Below are 15,959 nucleotides of genomic sequence, written 5' to 3'. Positions count from 1 at the left end.
GAAATATCTAAAACTGGATTATAGCCCCATCTTCTCCATCGCCTCGCGCAGTGTGGCCTGCACCAGCGGGCGGGCGCGCTCGGTACCTTCATCCAGCACTTTGACCACATAGCCGGCATCTTTCTGCAGCTCCACACGGCGGGCGCGCAGGGGCGCCAAGTAGTCGTTGAGCGCTTCGGCCAAGCGGCGTTTGACTTCCACATCGCCCACCTTGCCCTCACGGTAACGCGTTTTGAAGTCCTCCACCTCGTCAGTGTTGGAGTTGAAAACCTCGTGGTATTCGAAGACCGGGTTGCCCTCCACTGTACCGGGGTCGGTGGCGCGCAGGCGGGTCGGGTCGGTGTACATGCTCATCACCTTCTTGGTGGTCTCCTCCGGCGTGTCGCCCAGGCGAATGGTGTTGCCATAGGAGTTATGCATGGTGCGGTTGTCGGTGCCGGGCAAACGGGCGGTCTTGGTCAGCAGCCCCTCCGCCTCCGGGAAGGTTTCGCCGTACTGGGTATTGAAGCGCCGGGCGATCTCGCGGGTCAGCTCGATGTGCGGCAGCTGGTCCTCACCCACCGGCACCAGATTGGCCTTGTAGATCAGGATGTCGGCACTTTGCAGCACCGGGTAGGTCAGCAACCCCAGCGAGGGGTTGAGCTTGAGCTGCTGGATCTGCTCCTTATAGGTCGGCACGCGCTCCAGGCGGGCCACCGTGGTGAGCATGCCAAACAGCAGCGAGAGCTGGGCATGCTCCATCAGCGCCGATTGGCGCACGAAGGTGGCCTTGGCCGGGTCCAGGCCCGAAGCCAGCCAGTCCACCATCACGTCGGTAATGTTGGACTGGATGCGGCCGGGGTGCTCAAAGTCAGTGGTCAGTACATGCAGGTCGGCAATGAGGAAATAGCACTCATAGTCGTCCTGCATCTTGCGCCACTGCTCCAGGGTGCCTACCAAGTGGCCTATGTGCCGCGGGCCGGTGGGGCGATGCCCGGTAAGAATGCGCCCTTTTGTCTGTGCCATTGCTCTACCTCCAGAGAAATAAAAATTCGTCCTCAATCACAGATTGAAATCTGTGATTGAGGACGAATAGGGATCCGCGGTGCCACCTCAGTTAACCAGCCGTACTGGCTGATTCGCTTGAAGCCCGCTAACGGGGGCGAACCGGCGGCAGCTACTGGAAATCCGTTCACTGCGCAACTCGGCGGTCCATTCCAAGCCGGCGTGGGGGCAGGCTTTCAGCGCTTCCTGCTCTCTGTGCCTTCGTTTCGGCGTGTACTTGTCCGCTTCGCGGTCTTTGCTTATTGAGTAAGGATTATGCGGGCGAAAGCAAGGCTTGTCAAGCCAGGCTAGTCGCACCACTCCGCATAACCATAGTTTTCAATATTCTGCAGCAGCTGACTGCCCGCTTCGCTGCTGAAACCACAGAAATCGGGCCGCGCGGCCGCCAGCTGATAGGGCACGAACAGCGGCAATGCAGGAATACGTTGGGCAAAGATGTTCTGCGCCAGGGCCTGGGCTTCGGCGTAGCCGGGCTCACCCGGCAGGCTGCTCAGCGCGGCCTGGCAGGCGGCATCGTACTCCGCATCCGCCCAGCCGGTAATGTTCCAGCCGCCCCAGCTGTAGCGATAGGTCAACAGGTCCTGGCCAGGGATGGCCTCGCTCAGGTACAGGTAGCAGGCCGGCCGGTCGCTGTGCGGCCAGGCGAACTGGGCCAGCTGGAAGCGGCGGCCAAAGACGGCCCCATCCGGCCCGGGCGCAAAGGACTCGGCGGCCGGGCCGGTTTGCACATCCAGCGCAATGCCGCAGTCATCCAGACTGGAGCGCAGCAGGCCGGCGATCGCCGCCGCTCCCGGACTGTCGCTGGTGATCAGGATCAGCTGCAGCGGCACTCCAAAGGCGGCGCCGGGGTAGAACTGGTTCACCCGCGTGCCTTCCGGGCCGGCCAGCCAGCCAATCTCCTCCAGCAAGGCACTGCCTTCACTGGGGGAGTAGGGAATGCCGTAGCCGACCGCAATCAGATGCTCCGGCTGATAGCTGTTAAGCACCTGCCCCTGGCCGAAGGCCAGTTGGTCCACCAGCGCCTGGCGGTCGATGCACATGGCGATGGCTTCACGCATGCGCACATCGCCAAACCAATCCGGGTTGTCTTGGAAGACATTAAAGCCATCGTCATGGCTGATCTCACGGATGCCGAAGCTGAGCTGCTCCCAGCGCCCGCTGGAAACGTAATGCAGCTGCGCCCCTGCCGCCTGCAGGGCTTCGGCCTGGTCGGCCAAAGCGTCGTCGGGCAGCAGCAAATCGCAATTGCCATTTTGCAGGTCAGCGGCGCTGTGCACGCCAAAAATAATATTGAGGGTGCTGAACTTGGGCAACCCTTCCGCAGCACGGAAGTAGTTAGGGTTGCGCTCCAGCACAATGCGCTGGCCGGGCTGCCATTCGCGTAGACTGTAGGCGCCCCAGCCCAGCGGCTGGCGGTTGCTGGCCTCGGCGGCGAGCAGGTCGGCGGCAGAGCTGCCGCCCCAGGCGTGGCGCGGCAGCGGCGTCCAAAAGTGAGTTTGGTAGCCCTGGTCCAAGTAGCCCGGCAGCCCCTGCCACACAGCGCGCTCGCCCTCGGCGGTATAGCTGGCGGTGCGCTGCACCAGGCTTTTGTCGCCCGGCGTGGCCGGGTCGGCGGCGAGTTCAAAGGAATACAACGAGTCGGCGGCGGTCAGCGGCGCCCCATCCGCCCAGGTCAGGCCGGGCAGCAGCGTGAAGGTCACGCTGAGCTGGTCCATCTGCACCTCGCCCTCGCGGTATTCGATAGTGCAGTTGCCGTCCCGGCAGCCCGCCGGGCGGATGCGCAGGCCGGGCTCGAGTGGGCGCACCTGGCCGTCGGCGTCCACCACCAAGGCGCCGCGGCCCACGCTGACCGCTTGCAGGGTCGCCCCGCCATTATCCAGGCTGGGCACGCTCTGCAAGATCACCGCTTGCGGTTGGTAGCCCTGGGTGTCAAAGGGGCCGTCGTAGATCGCCTGGCGCACCAGGCGCGCTGCGGCGGAATTGTCCGCATACAGGTACAGCGAAGCCGGCTCGGTCGCCGCGCAAATATTGAGGGTCTGCGGGCCAGCCGGGGTAGGTGTGACGCTGGGCTCCGGCGGGGTTACCGGGCCGGGGGCGGCGCAAGCGGCCAGCAGCAGGGCGAAAATGATGAATACAATCAAGGACCAGGGAGATTTGGCGATAGGCATGCAGGGGATTATATCGGCTGGCCTGGACTTGCGGGCTGGCCCCCTGCCCATGCTAGAATCGCCCTCTATGCCAAACGAATGCTTTATTTGTGTGGATGTCGAAACCGCCGGCCCCAACCCGGCCGATTATTCGATGCTTTCGCTGGGCGCCGTGCTGGTCAGCGATGTGCAGCAAGAGTTCTATGCCGAGTTCAAGCCAATCAACATGAACAACACCGCCGAAGCGCAGAGCGTGCACGGTTTGTCACTGGAGGCGCTGGCCCAAACCGGCCTGGAACCGGCTGAGGGGATGCAGCGCTTCGCTGATTGGCTGGCCCAAGTCTGCCAGGGGCAGCCGCCAGTCCTCGTGGCCTTTAACGCACCCTTCGACTGGATGTTCGTGGCCGATTATTTTCACCACTACCTGGACAACAACCCCTTCGGCCACCGCGCCATAGACATCAAGGCCGTCTACATGGGCTTGCACGGCGGGCCGTGGGCCGAGGCCAGCTTCCAGCAGGTCAGCCAGCGCTACGGCCTGCCCCAGATGCTCAATCACAATGCGTTGGATGATGCGCGCCAAACTGCAGTGATGTTTGCCGCTATACTGGCTGAAATCAAGGAGAGCCGCCATGCCTGAACCTTCTGCTGCCCTGCAACGTATCATCGAATCCGCCCAGCGCCTGGGCGTACAGCTGGACGAGAGCGCCGCCCTGCAATGGCTCACGGCGGTCGCCGCCGGCGACGGCCAGGACAGCGACGTGGTCGTGGATGTAAAGGAAGGCGTCTTCGGCCACCGCCTGACCATGCTGGACTTCAGTTCGGAAGAGCTGGCCCACTTCCGCAAAATGGGCAAGCTGGTCGAGTTTGAAGACGTTCCCGGCCAGGTGGAGACCGCCCTGGCGCTCTCCGGATCGGCGGCCCAGTCCAAGATCCAAACCTACCCAGGCGACGCCGACTTCTTTGAGCGCGTCAACATCATCGCCCCCACCCGTGAAGAGGCCTGCGATATCCTCGGCAAGCTGATCCGTGACAAGGCGCTCAGCACGCTGAGGGGGCCGGGCTACGAACTGATCGAGATCAAAATGGGCAACTACCCGCAGGATGTACAGCGCGAGGGCAAGAAACTGCCGGCTGGATCGCCGATCTCCTGGAATGCGGCCGAGGTGCAGGCCGGGCAGATCGAACTGCAAGACGCCGAAGGCACCCCGCTGACACTGACCTGGCAGCAGGCTGTGCAAGACCCAGGCTGGTGCAAGCTGGACTGGGTGGTGGCCGACAAGGCCCACCGCCAACTGGTGAACGCCAGCAACATGCTGGACGCCACCTGGGAGGCGCCGGACGGCACGATCACGCCGCTGGACGGCTACCTGGACCCGTATTTCCAAGAGGTCTATTTGGAAGCCAGCTCCATCCCGCTGTTCACCAAGCTGGCCAAGCAGGTGGACGCCGACGCGTTGGACGAATATGTGCGCCAGTTGGAAAAAGAGGTGCGCAAGTACACCACCAAGGACCCCAACTTCGGCAAAGCCGCCAAGCGCATGTACAACATCTTCCGCCTGACCGGGCGCTATGAGGAAGCCGCCTTCCTCCGCGAGCTCTTCGACGAACCCGCTACGGTGCTCTACCAGGTCTGGTCGCTGATCCGCACGATTGACGACTGCTTTACGCCCGACTCGTCGATCGAACTGGACACCCTGCTGGGCCAGACAGACAAACTGATCCTGAGTGTGGTGCAGGCGCTGGAAGGCCCGGAAGAGCAGGAGATCGTGCGCGAGCTGCTGCAGCTGCGCGACGTGCTCTCACGTGAGCGCGTCCACGAGCAGCTCTCGCCCAAGGCTGAGTCAGCCCGGGCCGAGCTGATCAACCTGGTCAACAACTTCTATTACGAGCGCATGACCGGCGTGCCGACCATCAAAGAATACATGGACGGTTTGGGAAGCTAGCCTGAGGGCTACCCAGAATGGAAACCCCGCAGTTCGGCCATCCCAGCATCCAGGCCGCTTTTGAGGCCCTGCAAGCCGGCGACAAAGCAGCCTGGTTCGCCCAGTTCAGCGACGACGCCGAACTACTGGACGACGGGCAGCCGCTGGCCTTCCGCCCCTTCTTCGAGAACGCCATCGGCCACGAGCGTTTCGTGAGCATCGACGCGGTAAGCCAGGATGGTCATGAACTGATCGGCACCATCGAAACCGAGCAATGGGGCAGTTTCAAAGCCTATTTTCGCTTCGGTTTGAATGCCGAGGGCAAGCTCAATAAGCTCGAGATCGGCCGGGCGGATTAACCCTCAGTCCCGCTCGGCCAGTGCGGCGAACAGGGCCAGCAGCTTGGGCCAGCCCGCCGCGTAGCTGGGGGCGAACTCCCGCACACCAGCGGCCGCCCAGCCGCTGTGGGTCAGCGTCAGCAGCGTGCCGCCCGCCACCTCGATCAAGATCACATCCACCTCTGTGGCCTCTTTGTAGGCCTCGCCCTTCCAGGTGAAGCTGAAGCGCGCCGGGGACTGCAAAACGGTCACCTCTCCGATCTGGAATTCTTCGCCGTTGGCAAAGGTTTCATAAAAACGCCCGCCCACTTCGGGAACAAAGTGGATCTGGCCGGGGGTGGTGTGCTCCGGCGCAAAGCTGTAGCCTTGCAGCGGCCACCACTCGTTGACCCGGTTGACAAACACGTCAAAGACTTTGGCCGGGCTGGCTTGGATCTGGATGTGGGCACTGACGCGGTCCATCAGAATCTTCCTTTAGGTGGAGTCTCGGCATTTTTGCAAACCAGACACGAGCGAATGACTGGCGTCTTATTCGCGAATTTCCGTCACCAAATCCACATAGGCGTCAAGGTCGGGCGGGTGCGCCCAATCGACTGGACCTTTGTCAAAGCGATACGCCAGGCGCGGCAATATGACCTTGCCCCAGGCGCGCCGGAAATACTCAATGCGCTGCTCCCACTGGCCGCCTTGACCAAAACCATCCTCACAGAAGTGCAGACGAGTGCCATTTGCTAACGGCTCGAGGCGCACAGTGATGTGGGTGTGCTGTGGGCGCACATCCGCCAAGTGCGGAGGAGCGTTCCAAGTGAAAGAGATCAAATGCGGGCGCTGCAGGGCCAGAAACACCAGGCCCTCCCCGCCGCGTGAGCCGGGCGCGGCAGCCAGATCGAAGTACATTTCATAAGCCCCGCCGGGCCGGGCGTCTATCTTGGATTCCGGAGCAAAGAAAGTGTGCGCTGTGAGCCAGGCATCCCAGACTTCTTCGGGAGTGGCTTTTAGATCCAACTGAAAGCGAATGCGGCGTTCCATGGTTTCCCTCACTTGTTCATTATAAAAGGCAATTAAATCAGCCCGGCAACCGGCGCTGTATAATTCATCTGCTTTGGCCGATCTCTTTGACCACGCGCTGAAACAGCGCCTCGACCGCGAAGCCCCGTTGGCGGCGCGCATGCGCCCGCGCCGGCTGGAAGAATACGTGGGCCAGCAGGAGATTCTCGGCGAAGGCCGCCTGCTGCGCCGGGCCATTGAGGCTGACCGGCTGTTCGCCTCCATCATCCTGTGGGGGCCGCCGGGCGTGGGCAAGACCACCCTGGCGATGGTCATTGCCAACCACACCCAATCGCACTTCGAAACGCTCTCGGCCGTGATGGCCGGCAAAGCCGAGCTGCGCCAGGTGCTGGACGAGGCCAAAGAGCGCCGCCGGCTGTACAACATGCGCACCATCCTCTTTGTGGACGAGGTGCACCGCTGGAACAAAGCCCAGCAGGACGCCCTGCTGCCGCATGTCGAGAACGGCACCATCACCCTGATCGGCGCCACCACCGAGAACCCCTATTTCGAGGTCAACGGCGCGCTGGTCTCCCGCTCGCGCATCTTCCAGCTGCACCCCCTGACCGATGCTGAAGTGCGCCAAGTGATGCAAATGGCGCTGGACGACCCCGAGCGCGGCTACGGCGGCCGCAGCATCCACCTGCACGACGAGGCCGCCGCCCACTTCATCCGCGTGGCCGGCGGCGATGCGCGCAATGCGCTCAATGCCCTGGAGCTGGCCGTGGAGAGCACCCCACCCGATGCCAGCGGCATGATCCAGATCAGCCTGTCCGTGGCGCAGGAATCGATCCAGCGCCGCGCCGTGCTTTATGACAAGGACGGCGACGCCCATTACGACACGATCTCGGCTTTCATCAAGTCGGTGCGCGGCTCCGACCCGGATGCAGCGCTGTACTGGCTGGCCAAGATGCTCTACGCCGGGGAGGACCCGCGCTTTATCCTGCGCCGTCTGGTGATCCTGGCCGGCGAGGACATCGGCCTGGGCGACCCGCTGGGCCTGGTGGTGGCCAACGCCGCCGCCCAATCCTTCGATTTCATCGGCCTGCCGGAGGGCATTTTCCCCATCGTGCACGCCACGCTGTATCTCTCCACGGCGCCCAAGTCCAACAGCGCCCTGGGCTATTTTGCCGCCTACCAGAAGATCGAAGCTGAAGGCAAGGTGGACGTGCCGGACCCGCTGCGCGACAAGAACCGGGACGGCAAGGCGCTGGGCCACGGCCAGGGCTATGTCTATCCGCATGACGAGCCGGAGCATTTTGCCCCGCAGCAGTACCTGCCCAAGGACGTGCTGGGCACCTATTTTTACGACCCGTCCGAGCAAGGCTATGAAGCCGAGGTCAAAGCGCGCCTGGCGCGCTGGCGCGAAGCCCAACGGCTGGCGCTCAACATCACTCGCAGCGAACAGCTGCCCACCCCGGGCCACGACGAAGCCGAAGAGATCAAACGCCGCCACAAGGGCGGCGGGAGCCGCTAGCATGCCGCTTGTCCTATTGATTCGCCACGGCGAAAACGACTTCGTCAAAACCGGGCGCGCCGCCGGGCGGCTGCCGGGCGTGCATCTCAACGCCCGCGGGGGGGCTCAGGCCGCCGCGCTGGCCGGCGCGCTGGCCAAGCCGTCGCTGGCGGCGGTGTACAGCAGCCCGCTGGAGCGCGCCCGTGAGACGGCTGCACCGCTGGCCAAGGCCCACGGCCTCAAAGTGCACATCCGCCGTGACCTGCAGGAAACCGACCTGGGTGAGTGGCAGGGTCGCCTGCTCAAGGACATGCGCCGCGAGAAGTCCTGGAAGGTCTTGCAGCAGGCGCCTTCGCGTTTCCGCTTCCCTGGCGGTGAAAGCATCCCCGAGCAGCAGCTGCGCCTGGCTAACCAGATCGAAGCGATCTGCGCCGGCCACGGCCCCAAAGACGTCATCGCCTGCGTCAGCCATGCCGACCCGATCAAGCTGATCATTGCCCACTACCTCGGCCTGCCGCTGGACCAGTACCAACGGCTCTCGGTGGACACGGCCTCGGTCAGTACGCTCTTCATCGGCGAGGCTGGCGCCCAGTTGCTCAACTTAAACTGGCGCGCCGGTGACGGTGCTGCCAAACCCGGCTGATATACTATCCACCTCTATGCCTAAACCCATCGAGCTTCGCCCTGTAGACCACATCACCACCGACGCGATTGGCGCCCCCGGCCAGCGCGTCTTTTACATCCAGGCCTGGAAGGACGACCGCATCATCACCCTGGTCTGTGAGAAGACCCAGATCCAGAGCCTGGCGGTCGGCGTGGAGCAGTTCCTGGCTGAGATCAACACCAAGCACGCCGACCTGGCCGACGCCTCGGCCGACTACGACGAAGACCAGATGCACATCCACCCGCCGGTGGACCCCATCTTCCGCGTCGGCCAGTTGGGTTTGGGCTACGACCCAGACGGCGACCTGGTAGCCCTGGAACTGCGTGAGCTGCCCGAAGGCCAGCAGGAGCCGGATGAGCTGGGGCTGGCGCGCTTGTGGTGCACACGCTCGCAGATCCGCGCCCTGGCCAATTGGGGCATCGAGATCGCCTCGCGCGGCCGCCCGATCTGCCCGCAGTGCGGCCAACCGATGGACCCGGCCGGCCATTTCTGTGCCCGCAAAAATGGGCATAAGCATTGATCAGTAAATTAGAATGAGTGGGGCGCCTGCACATCGCATGACACATTCCTGACTACGGCGCTGATCAGAAACCGGAGTAACATCACAATAGGGAGGGCGTTATCCCATCATGCAAAAACACATTCTCCTAACCCTTAGCCTGCTCTTATCCGCCTGTGCCTCCGCGCCGGCCAGCCAGCCGGATGCCTCAGCCAGCCAGCCCAGCGCTACCAGCCAGCCCGCAGCCAGCGCCACAATTGAGGCCAGCCCTACGGTGGAGCCCAGCCCCACGCCAACGCAGCTGCCCTACAGCGGCCCCAACCCGCGCCTGGCCGTAGCTAGATGGGAGCTGGTGGGGGAGAGGGGGGAAGGTTTTATCGACGTGATCGAATTGGGCAGTGAAGAGCTTGTAGCCAGCATTCCCATAGAGGGCTCGTGGAGACTGGCTCTTTCTCCCGACGGCAGCATGCTGTTCAGCTCCCCCAGTAAAGGCCCCGGCACCGTGTATGACCTGGATAGCGGCGAAAGCCGGGTGATTGATCTCTCCGGGATCATAGCCGAGGAGGCTGACCTCCTTCATGTGGCTTGGGCGCCCAGCCAACAATGGCTGAGTTTGGGTGTACTCAACTACCACAGTAGTGATTCCCTGTGGCTGTACAGTCTGCAAACGGACCAGCTTACCTATATTGATCAATTTACGAGCGCATATTCTGCTGGTCAAATTGCGCCCGTCATCTGGTCTACCGGGGATGACATTGTGAGCTATATCCGCGATGCAGATGGGGTCCCGCGCATCTCCTATGATTCCAGCACCGGCCAGCATACGGTCTGGCCGATGCCAAACGCCCAAACGCGTTCTGATTTGATTAAGCATAGTGGCCTGACCCCAGACTCATATCGGTGTGAGATCTGCATACTCCCGCAACTGGGCATGGTGCACGATTACATCTCCCGCCAAGAAAGCCCAGTGCAATATTATTATCAGCTCTACGATTTTGATAAAGTAGAGTTGCTTGCCTATGTAGCCACCTTCGATACGGAACGGGAAGACTGGCGGGAGTACAACATAGAGGTGCTGAAGTTGTTTCCGCTGCAGGACCGCGGAGACTATCTGCTTTTTGTAGAAGAGCGCTCCGGTTCATTCAGCGATGGTGACTTGCTAAATCGTTATTACTCCGCCTGGAACCCCTCGGGTGAAATGCCATTTACGGTAGTGGAAGGCGAGCAGGCCAATACGCTCCCGGACGTGATACCCATGGCGGTCAGCCCGGATGGGAGCAGCTTTGTGGGCTTTCGTCTCGCTGGCACGGATGAATATGGATGGACTTTCAGAGTGGCTAGTGCGTTGGTGGTGGACCTGGCCACCGCAGAGGTACTCTATGAATATCCCCTTCCTGACGCGGCTTACTTTTATGTGCCCACCATAGAGGGGGTCCACGTAGTCTGGCCTAGGGAGTGAGCCGCGTCGGTTGCGCCCCGCAAAAATGGGCATGAGTATTAGTCAACGGGTCAGCCGGTGCTTGGTCAATTGGGAGTAACCAATTGAGCAAGCGACTTAGTGCCCGAGTCACACCCATCGCCATCCTCCAAAGCGGCGAATTCTCCATCACCGGCCAGTTCACTTGGGGCAGCAACTACACATTCCTGGTGGAAGTGACGCAACCCGGCGGCGCCCCGCTGGAAGCGGTCTACAAGCCGCAGCGCGGCGAACGGCCGCTGTGGGACTTCCCCGAAGACAGCCTGGCCGGCCGCGAAGTGGCCGCCTGGCTGGTCAGCCAGGCGCTGGGCTGGGGCTTGGTGCCGCCCACCGTCTTTCGAGACGATGGCCCGCTCGGTCCCGGCTCCCTGCAGCTGCACATCCCTCATGACCCCGAACAGCACTACTTCACTTTTGACGACGCCGTGCGCCAGCAGTTGCGTCCCACGGCGGCTTTTGACCTGCTGATCAACAATGCCGACCGCAAAGGCGGTCATATCCTGCTGGACCCGGCCGGCAAACTCTGGCTGATCGACCACGGCATCAGCTTCCACACCGAACCCAAACTGCGCACCGTAATCTGGGTCTTTGCCGGCGAGCCGTTCCCGGCCGAGGTCAGCGCGGGGCTGGCGCGCCTGGGGCCGCAGCTGGCGCCTGACGGGCCGCTGAGCGCCGCTTTGGCGCCTTACCTCAGCCAGGAGGAGATCGCCGCACTGGAGGCTCGGCGGGCGGCCCTGTTGGCCGCCGGGCACTATCCCGCCCAACCGGAGGACCAGCGCAGCGTACCGTGGCCACCCGTATAAGCTGTCGGTTGACGCCGGCAGGCGAACAACAACCCGCGGCGGGTTAACCGCTATACTGGCTTCAGTTTGCTGGGATTCCAAGCTTATCAGGCTGGCTGTCAAGCCAAGAGACCCTCGCGTCATGATAATAATTAATACTTTGCGGCCAAGAGTACAATCTGTTTAATGAATAAATCACTTGCGGCCTTGGGTGGGGCAAACATCGTATGAAACGATGGCAATTTTGCGGCGCAAGCGCCGCGTCGGAGAATTTAGCGCTGCTGAGCATCGCTTACGATTCTCCACTGCAAGGATGTTTATTGTGAAGCGTTGGCAATTTTGGCTTGGCCTGTTGATCAGCGCCTTTTTCCTCTGGCTGGTGCTGCGCGACCTGCATTTGGATGACTTCATGGCGCAGGTGCAGTCCGCCAACTACTGGTGGCTGCTGCCGGGCGTGGGCGTTTATCTGCTGGCGGTCTGGGCGCGCGCCTGGCGCTGGCATTACCTGCTGCGCCCGCTGAAGACCGTGCCCACCGCAAGCATGTTCCCCATTGTGGCCATCGGCTACATGGGCAACAACATCTACCCGGCCCGGGCCGGCGAGATCCTGCGCGCCGTGGTGCTCAAACGCCGTGAGGGCGTGCCCGTCTCGGCTTCGTTGGCCACCATTATCGTCGAACGCATCTTCGACGGCGTGGTCATGCTGGCCTTCATCTTCATCAATCTGGGCGAACTGGCCGAACTGGGTGGGGCCGGCAGCCTGCTGGGCGGCCTGAACATCCAGCAGGTCGCCTTTTGGGGCAGCCTGGTCTTCTTCGGGGCGCTGCTGGTCTTCCTGCTGGCCGCCATGTTCCCGGCCGCCAGCCTGCGCCTGCTGGCCGCCCTGGCACGCCTGGCTCCGGTTCGCTTCCGCCAGCAGCTGCTCTCCCTGGGTGAGCGCTTCCTGGGCGGCCTGGCTTCGCTGCGCTCCCCGCTGGAGATCCTGATGGTCTTTTTGACCTCGGTGGTGATCTGGCTGTTGGAGACGGGCAAATATTGGTTCGTGATGCACGCCTTCAACTTCGAGGTCAGTTTCTTCGCCCTGATGCTGATGAATGGCGTGGTCAACCTGGCGACCACCATCCCCTCGGCCCCCGGTTACATCGGCACTTTCGACGCGCCGGGCATCGCCGTGCTGGAAGCCTACGGCGTGCCGGCCGCGGTGGCCAGCAGCTACACCTTCGTTCTGCACATCGCCCTGTGGCTGCCCATCACCCTGCTCGGGGCTTATTACCTGGCCCGTGAGGGCATCCGCTGGGGCGAAGTGCCTACGGAGGAGCCGGTATGAAGATCGCCATCATCGGCGCCGGCTTCGGCGGTATGGCCGCCGCCTACGACCTGCGCCGCGCCGGGCACGAGGTCACCATCTACGAAGCCGCCGAGCAGGCCGGCGGGCTGGCGGCGGGCTTCAAGCAGCCGGGCTGGGACTGGTGGGTGGACAAGTTCTATCACCACTGGTTCGCCTCTGACAGACACATGCTGGGCCTGATCGAAGAATTGGGCTGGAGCGATCAAGTGCTCTTCCCGCGGCCTTACACGGTCATGTATCACGAGGGGCGTGATGGCGAGGGCGGCTTTTACCCCTTCGACTCGATCCTGGCCGCCCTGCTCTACCCCGGCCTGGGCTGGGGGCTGGACAAGATTCGCTTCGGCCTGGTGGGCCTGTATCTGCGCCTCAGCAGCAATTGGCGGCCGCTGGAAAAGACCACCGTGGACGCCTGGATGCGCAAGTGGGCCGGGGAGCGTGTCTACGAGCGCATGTGGCTGCCGCTGGTGCAGGGCAAGTTTGGCCCCTACGCCAAAGATGTCAACATGGCCTGGCTGTGGGCCCGCCTGCACGCCCGCACCACGCGCCTGGGCACTTTTGAGGGCGGCTTCCAGGCCTTCGCCGACCAGTTCGCCGCCCGCCTGGGCGAGATGGGCGTGCATATCATCTTCAACGCCCGCGCCGAACGCATCGAGAGCGCCAATGGCGGCGGCCTGACCCTGACGGTGAACGGCGCCGAGCAGCATTTCGACCAGATACTGGCGACCACCTCCCCAAGCCTGCTGGCCAGGCTCGCCCCGCAGCTGCCAGAAGATTATTTGCGCGGCCTGCTGAACCTGCAAAGCATGGGTGCGGTGGTGATGACCCTGGCGCTGGACCGACAGCTATCGAACGAGGGCTACTACTGGTACAACATCCCCAAGAGCGCCGGCTTCCCCTTCCTGGCCCTGGTGGAGCACACCAACTTCGTGCCCCCCGAGCACTTCGGCGGCGACCACATCCTGTATTGCGGCGATTATTTGGAAGTCGGCCACGAGTATTTCTCGCTGAGCGACGAGGAACTGCTGGCACGCTTCATCCCCGGCATTCAGCGCGTCAATCCTGATTTTCGCCGCGACTGGGTCAAAGGGGTCTGGGTGCACCAGACGAACTACGCTCAGCCAGTGCCTCTGGTCAACCACTCGGCCAACATTCCCGACATCCGCACACCGCTGCCCGGGCTTTACTTCGCCAGCATGTCGCAGGTCTACCCCTGGGACCGCGGCACCAACTTCGCCGTGGAAATTGGCCGCAAAGCGGCAGGTATGATGTGCGCTGCTACGCAGCGCCAGGAGAACCTACTCGGCTACACCGAGTAACGGTTCTCCACCGCCTTATCGATATTCATCCCGTTCCCAATTCAGGGGGTTGGCTTGGATATATTTGGCCACGGCCTCAAATTCACGTTCGCTTCGGACGACACGTTCGTAGTAGTTGCGTTGCCAGAAACGTATACCAGGAGTATTTTGCAGTTGGTTGATTGCTTTCGTGGTCGCATATTTATAATAAGCCACCATCTGACCCAAGGTGTGTTTGCGTAGGGGCGGGGTAACCCCGCCCCTACTACCACGGCTCTGCTCCTCACTGCTGTCAGCAATTACTATGACCGCATGCATATGATTGGGCATCACGCAAAATACTGGTACCGCAATACTGGCATACCGATCACCCAACTCAATCCATTGCTTCTCAGCGACCAGACCCAATGGGCTCAATCGCATTTCATTGTTTATGACTTCACCCAATCGGTGCTCTTTCCCATGCACACAAATGGTCACAAAATACGCGCCTGTTTGGCTGTAATCATAATTTGGCAACCTGATGGAACGGCGATTGAGTTTGTGCATGTTCCCCAAGGACGAGCTTCGTCTACCGTTCCAACACCATCAAGCTGAAATCGAAATCATTGCGTTCGCTCGCCGCGTAATCGCGCTGCGAGATCAGCCGCCAGTCGGATTCGTCGAAGGCGGGGAAGAAGGTGTCGGCCTCGACCTCGGCGTGGACGCGGGTCAGATACAGGCGGCCCGCCAGCGGCAGCGCCTCGGCGAAAACCTGCCCGCCGCCGATGACGAAGAGCTCCTCTTCGCCGGCGGCCTCGGCCAGCTGGATGCCGGCGGCCAGCGAGCCGGCCACCTGCGCATCCGCCGGCTGGAAGCCCGCGTCACGCGAGAGCACGATCAGATCCCGGCCGGGGAGCTTGCCCGCCGTGGCCTCATAGGTCACCCGGCCCATCAGCAGATGATGGCCCATGGTCAGGCGGCGGAAGTGGCGCAGGTCGTCGCCCAGGTGCCAGGGCATGCCGCCGCGCAGGCCGATGCCGCCGCGGCGGTCCATGGCAACCACCAGGGAAATCCGCATCAGACGGCCACCGGCGCTTTGATGTGCGGGTGGGCCTGGTAATCCAATAACGTAAAGTCGCTGTAGTCGAAGTCGAAGATGGAGCGGATTTCCGGATTGAGCTGCATACGCGGCAGAGCATAGGGCTGGCGGCTCAGCTGCAAGCCGGCCTGCTCGAAATGATTGCTGTACAAATGACAGTCGCCCAGGCTGATCACCAGCTCACCCGGTTGCAGGTCGCAGACCTGGGCCATCATCAGGGTCAGCAAGGCGTACGAAGCGATGTTGAAGGGCAGGCCGAGAAAAATGTCCGCTGAGCGCTGATACATCTGACAAGAAAGCTTGCCTTCAGCGACATAGAACTGGAAGAGCAGGTGGCAGGGTGGCAGGGCCATCTGCTCCAACTGGCCCACGTTCCAGGCGCTGACCATCAGGCGCCGTGAGTTGGGGTTGCGGCGGATCTGCTCGACCACCTGGGCGATCTGGTCCACCACTTCACCGTCGGCGGCGGGCCAGCTGCGCCACTGCACGCCGTACACCGGTCCTAACTCGCCCTGGGCGTCGGCCCACTCGTCCCAAATGCGCACGCCGTGCTCTTTGAGGTAGGCAATGTTGCTCTCGCCGCGCAGGAACCAGAGCAGTTCGTAGATGATCGATTTGAGGTGCAGTTTCTTGGTGGTCAGCAGGGGGAAGCCCGCCGCCAGATCGAAACGGAGTTGGCGGCCAAAGACGGAGCGCGTGCCAGTGCCGGTACGGTCGCCTTTTTCGGCGCCGTCTTCCAATACTTCACGCATCAGGTCGAGGTAGCTTTGCATAGGTCTATACGATTATACGGAATTTTCCATCTTCACGAATCTCCAAACGTCTTGCGAAGCAGCCGCAGGCTGCTGAAGCAATC

The 15,959-nt window shown here is 62.3% G+C and carries 17 protein-coding genes and 1 other annotated feature; of the genes, 10 read left to right on the top strand and 7 right to left on the bottom strand.

Annotation, left to right across the window (positions count from 1 at the left end; all coding sequences use genetic code 11):
• Positions 1–18: 18 nt before the first annotated feature.
• Both trpS and KF885_04975 read right to left on the bottom strand, forming a co-directional pair.
• Positions 19–1,005: a tryptophan--tRNA ligase gene (trpS, locus tag KF885_04980; GenBank protein ID MBX3048509.1), complete on the bottom strand. Its 987-nt coding sequence runs from the start codon at positions 1,003–1,005 to the stop codon at positions 19–21.
• Between the two features lie 55 nt (positions 1,006–1,060).
• Positions 1,061–1,283, bottom strand: a binding site (T-box leader).
• Between the two features lie 48 nt (positions 1,284–1,331).
• Positions 1,332–3,212, bottom strand: coding sequence for a hypothetical protein (locus KF885_04975; GenBank protein MBX3048508.1), 1,881 nt, complete (start codon positions 3,210–3,212; stop codon positions 1,332–1,334).
• 67 nt (positions 3,213–3,279) lie between these two features.
• Here KF885_04975 and KF885_04970 point away from each other — a divergent pair, with 67 nt between their 5' ends.
• From KF885_04970 to KF885_04960, 3 genes are read left to right on the top strand one after another with little or no spacing between them, the layout of a single operon-like run.
• On the top strand, positions 3,280–3,831 hold the full coding sequence (locus KF885_04970; GenBank protein ID MBX3048507.1) for a 3'-5' exonuclease: 552 nt from the start codon (positions 3,280–3,282) through the stop codon (positions 3,829–3,831).
• Entirely contained in the window at positions 3,824–5,137 is a 1,314-nt protein-coding gene (locus KF885_04965; GenBank protein ID MBX3048506.1) for a hypothetical protein, read from the top strand. Before KF885_04970 ends, KF885_04965 begins: the two co-directional genes overlap by 8 nt.
• A gap of 17 nt (positions 5,138–5,154) precedes the next feature.
• Positions 5,155–5,475: a nuclear transport factor 2 family protein gene (locus tag KF885_04960; protein ID MBX3048505.1), complete on the top strand. Its 321-nt coding sequence runs from the start codon at positions 5,155–5,157 to the stop codon at positions 5,473–5,475.
• A 3-nt stretch (positions 5,476–5,478) separates the two neighbouring features.
• On the opposite strand, the gene KF885_04955 is transcribed toward KF885_04960, so the two are convergent.
• Both KF885_04955 and KF885_04950 read right to left on the bottom strand, forming a co-directional pair.
• A complete protein-coding gene (locus tag KF885_04955) occupies positions 5,479–5,916 on the bottom strand; it encodes an SRPBCC domain-containing protein (GenBank protein MBX3048504.1) in 438 nt (145 codons plus the stop codon).
• 66 nt (positions 5,917–5,982) lie between these two features.
• Positions 5,983–6,495: an SRPBCC domain-containing protein gene (locus KF885_04950; GenBank protein MBX3048503.1), complete on the bottom strand. Its 513-nt coding sequence runs from the start codon at positions 6,493–6,495 to the stop codon at positions 5,983–5,985.
• A 61-nt stretch (positions 6,496–6,556) separates the two neighbouring features.
• Here KF885_04950 and KF885_04945 point away from each other — a divergent pair, with 61 nt between their 5' ends.
• From KF885_04945 to KF885_04915, 7 genes are all read left to right on the top strand, one after another.
• On the top strand, positions 6,557–7,978 hold the full coding sequence (locus KF885_04945; protein ID MBX3048502.1) for an AAA family ATPase: 1,422 nt from the start codon (positions 6,557–6,559) through the stop codon (positions 7,976–7,978).
• Between the two features lies 1 nt (position 7,979).
• Positions 7,980–8,600 (top strand): histidine phosphatase family protein, encoded by a 621-nt coding sequence (locus KF885_04940; protein ID MBX3048501.1) that lies wholly within the window; start codon positions 7,980–7,982, stop codon positions 8,598–8,600.
• A 16-nt stretch (positions 8,601–8,616) separates the two neighbouring features.
• Complete coding sequence (locus KF885_04935) at positions 8,617–9,141, top strand: DUF3090 domain-containing protein (protein ID MBX3048500.1); 525 nt, start codon at positions 8,617–8,619, stop codon at positions 9,139–9,141.
• Positions 9,142–9,250: 109 nt separating this feature from the next.
• Positions 9,251–10,579 carry a hypothetical protein gene (locus KF885_04930; GenBank protein MBX3048499.1) on the top strand — a complete coding sequence of 443 codons (1,329 nt, stop codon included), beginning with the start codon at positions 9,251–9,253 and terminating at the stop codon, positions 10,577–10,579.
• Between the two features lie 83 nt (positions 10,580–10,662).
• On the top strand, positions 10,663–11,400 hold the full coding sequence (locus KF885_04925) for an SCO1664 family protein (protein MBX3048498.1): 738 nt from the start codon (positions 10,663–10,665) through the stop codon (positions 11,398–11,400).
• A 301-nt stretch (positions 11,401–11,701) separates the two neighbouring features.
• Positions 11,702–12,706 (top strand): flippase-like domain-containing protein, encoded by a 1,005-nt coding sequence (locus KF885_04920; protein MBX3048497.1) that lies wholly within the window; start codon positions 11,702–11,704, stop codon positions 12,704–12,706.
• Positions 12,703–14,043 carry an NAD(P)/FAD-dependent oxidoreductase gene (locus KF885_04915; protein MBX3048496.1) on the top strand — a complete coding sequence of 447 codons (1,341 nt, stop codon included), beginning with the start codon at positions 12,703–12,705 and terminating at the stop codon, positions 14,041–14,043. The genes KF885_04920 and KF885_04915 overlap by 4 nt, the downstream gene beginning before the upstream one ends.
• A gap of 15 nt (positions 14,044–14,058) precedes the next feature.
• Here the strand turns inward: KF885_04915 and KF885_04910 are convergent, their stop codons facing one another.
• From KF885_04910 to KF885_04900, 3 genes are read right to left on the bottom strand one after another with little or no spacing between them, the layout of a single operon-like run.
• Positions 14,059–14,571, bottom strand: a complete 513-nt coding sequence (locus KF885_04910; GenBank protein MBX3048495.1) for a hypothetical protein — start codon at positions 14,569–14,571, stop codon at positions 14,059–14,061.
• Between the two features lie 22 nt (positions 14,572–14,593).
• The gene (locus tag KF885_04905) at positions 14,594–15,082 is read right to left on the bottom strand and encodes a dihydrofolate reductase (protein ID MBX3048494.1); all 489 of its coding nucleotides are present in this window, start codon (positions 15,080–15,082) and stop codon (positions 14,594–14,596) included.
• Positions 15,082–15,876, bottom strand: a complete 795-nt coding sequence (locus tag KF885_04900) for a thymidylate synthase (GenBank protein ID MBX3048493.1) — start codon at positions 15,874–15,876, stop codon at positions 15,082–15,084. The genes KF885_04905 and KF885_04900 overlap by 1 nt, the downstream gene beginning before the upstream one ends.
• Positions 15,877–15,959 lie beyond the last annotated feature (83 nt).

The organism is Anaerolineales bacterium, assembly GCA_019637805.1.
Lineage (GTDB): Bacteria > Chloroflexota > Anaerolineae > Anaerolineales > UBA11579 > JAMCZK01.
This window is presented reverse-complemented; position numbering and strand designations above follow the sequence as displayed.

Excerpts from the sequence above, each read along its gene's own strand:
- trpS (MBX3048509.1), bottom strand. The coding sequence starts at position 1,005 with ATGGCACAGACAAAAGGGCGCATTCTTACCGGGCATCGCCCCACCGGC.
- KF885_04975 (MBX3048508.1), bottom strand. The coding sequence starts at position 3,212 with ATGCCTATCGCCAAATCTCCCTGGTCCTTGATTGTATTCATCATTTTC.
- KF885_04970 (MBX3048507.1), top strand. The coding sequence starts at position 3,280 with ATGCCAAACGAATGCTTTATTTGTGTGGATGTCGAAACCGCCGGCCCC.
- KF885_04965 (MBX3048506.1), top strand. The coding sequence starts at position 3,824 with ATGCCTGAACCTTCTGCTGCCCTGCAACGTATCATCGAATCCGCCCAG.
- KF885_04960 (MBX3048505.1), top strand. The coding sequence starts at position 5,155 with ATGGAAACCCCGCAGTTCGGCCATCCCAGCATCCAGGCCGCTTTTGAG.
- KF885_04955 (MBX3048504.1), bottom strand. The coding sequence starts at position 5,916 with ATGGACCGCGTCAGTGCCCACATCCAGATCCAAGCCAGCCCGGCCAAA.
- KF885_04940 (MBX3048501.1), top strand. The coding sequence starts at position 7,980 with ATGCCGCTTGTCCTATTGATTCGCCACGGCGAAAACGACTTCGTCAAA.
- KF885_04935 (MBX3048500.1), top strand. The coding sequence starts at position 8,617 with ATGCCTAAACCCATCGAGCTTCGCCCTGTAGACCACATCACCACCGAC.
- KF885_04930 (MBX3048499.1), top strand. The coding sequence starts at position 9,251 with ATGCAAAAACACATTCTCCTAACCCTTAGCCTGCTCTTATCCGCCTGT.
- KF885_04915 (MBX3048496.1), top strand. The coding sequence starts at position 12,703 with ATGAAGATCGCCATCATCGGCGCCGGCTTCGGCGGTATGGCCGCCGCC.
- KF885_04910 (MBX3048495.1), bottom strand. The coding sequence starts at position 14,571 with ATGCACAAACTCAATCGCCGTTCCATCAGGTTGCCAAATTATGATTAC.
- KF885_04905 (MBX3048494.1), bottom strand. The coding sequence starts at position 15,082 with ATGCGGATTTCCCTGGTGGTTGCCATGGACCGCCGCGGCGGCATCGGC.
- KF885_04900 (MBX3048493.1), bottom strand. The coding sequence starts at position 15,876 with ATGCAAAGCTACCTCGACCTGATGCGTGAAGTATTGGAAGACGGCGCC.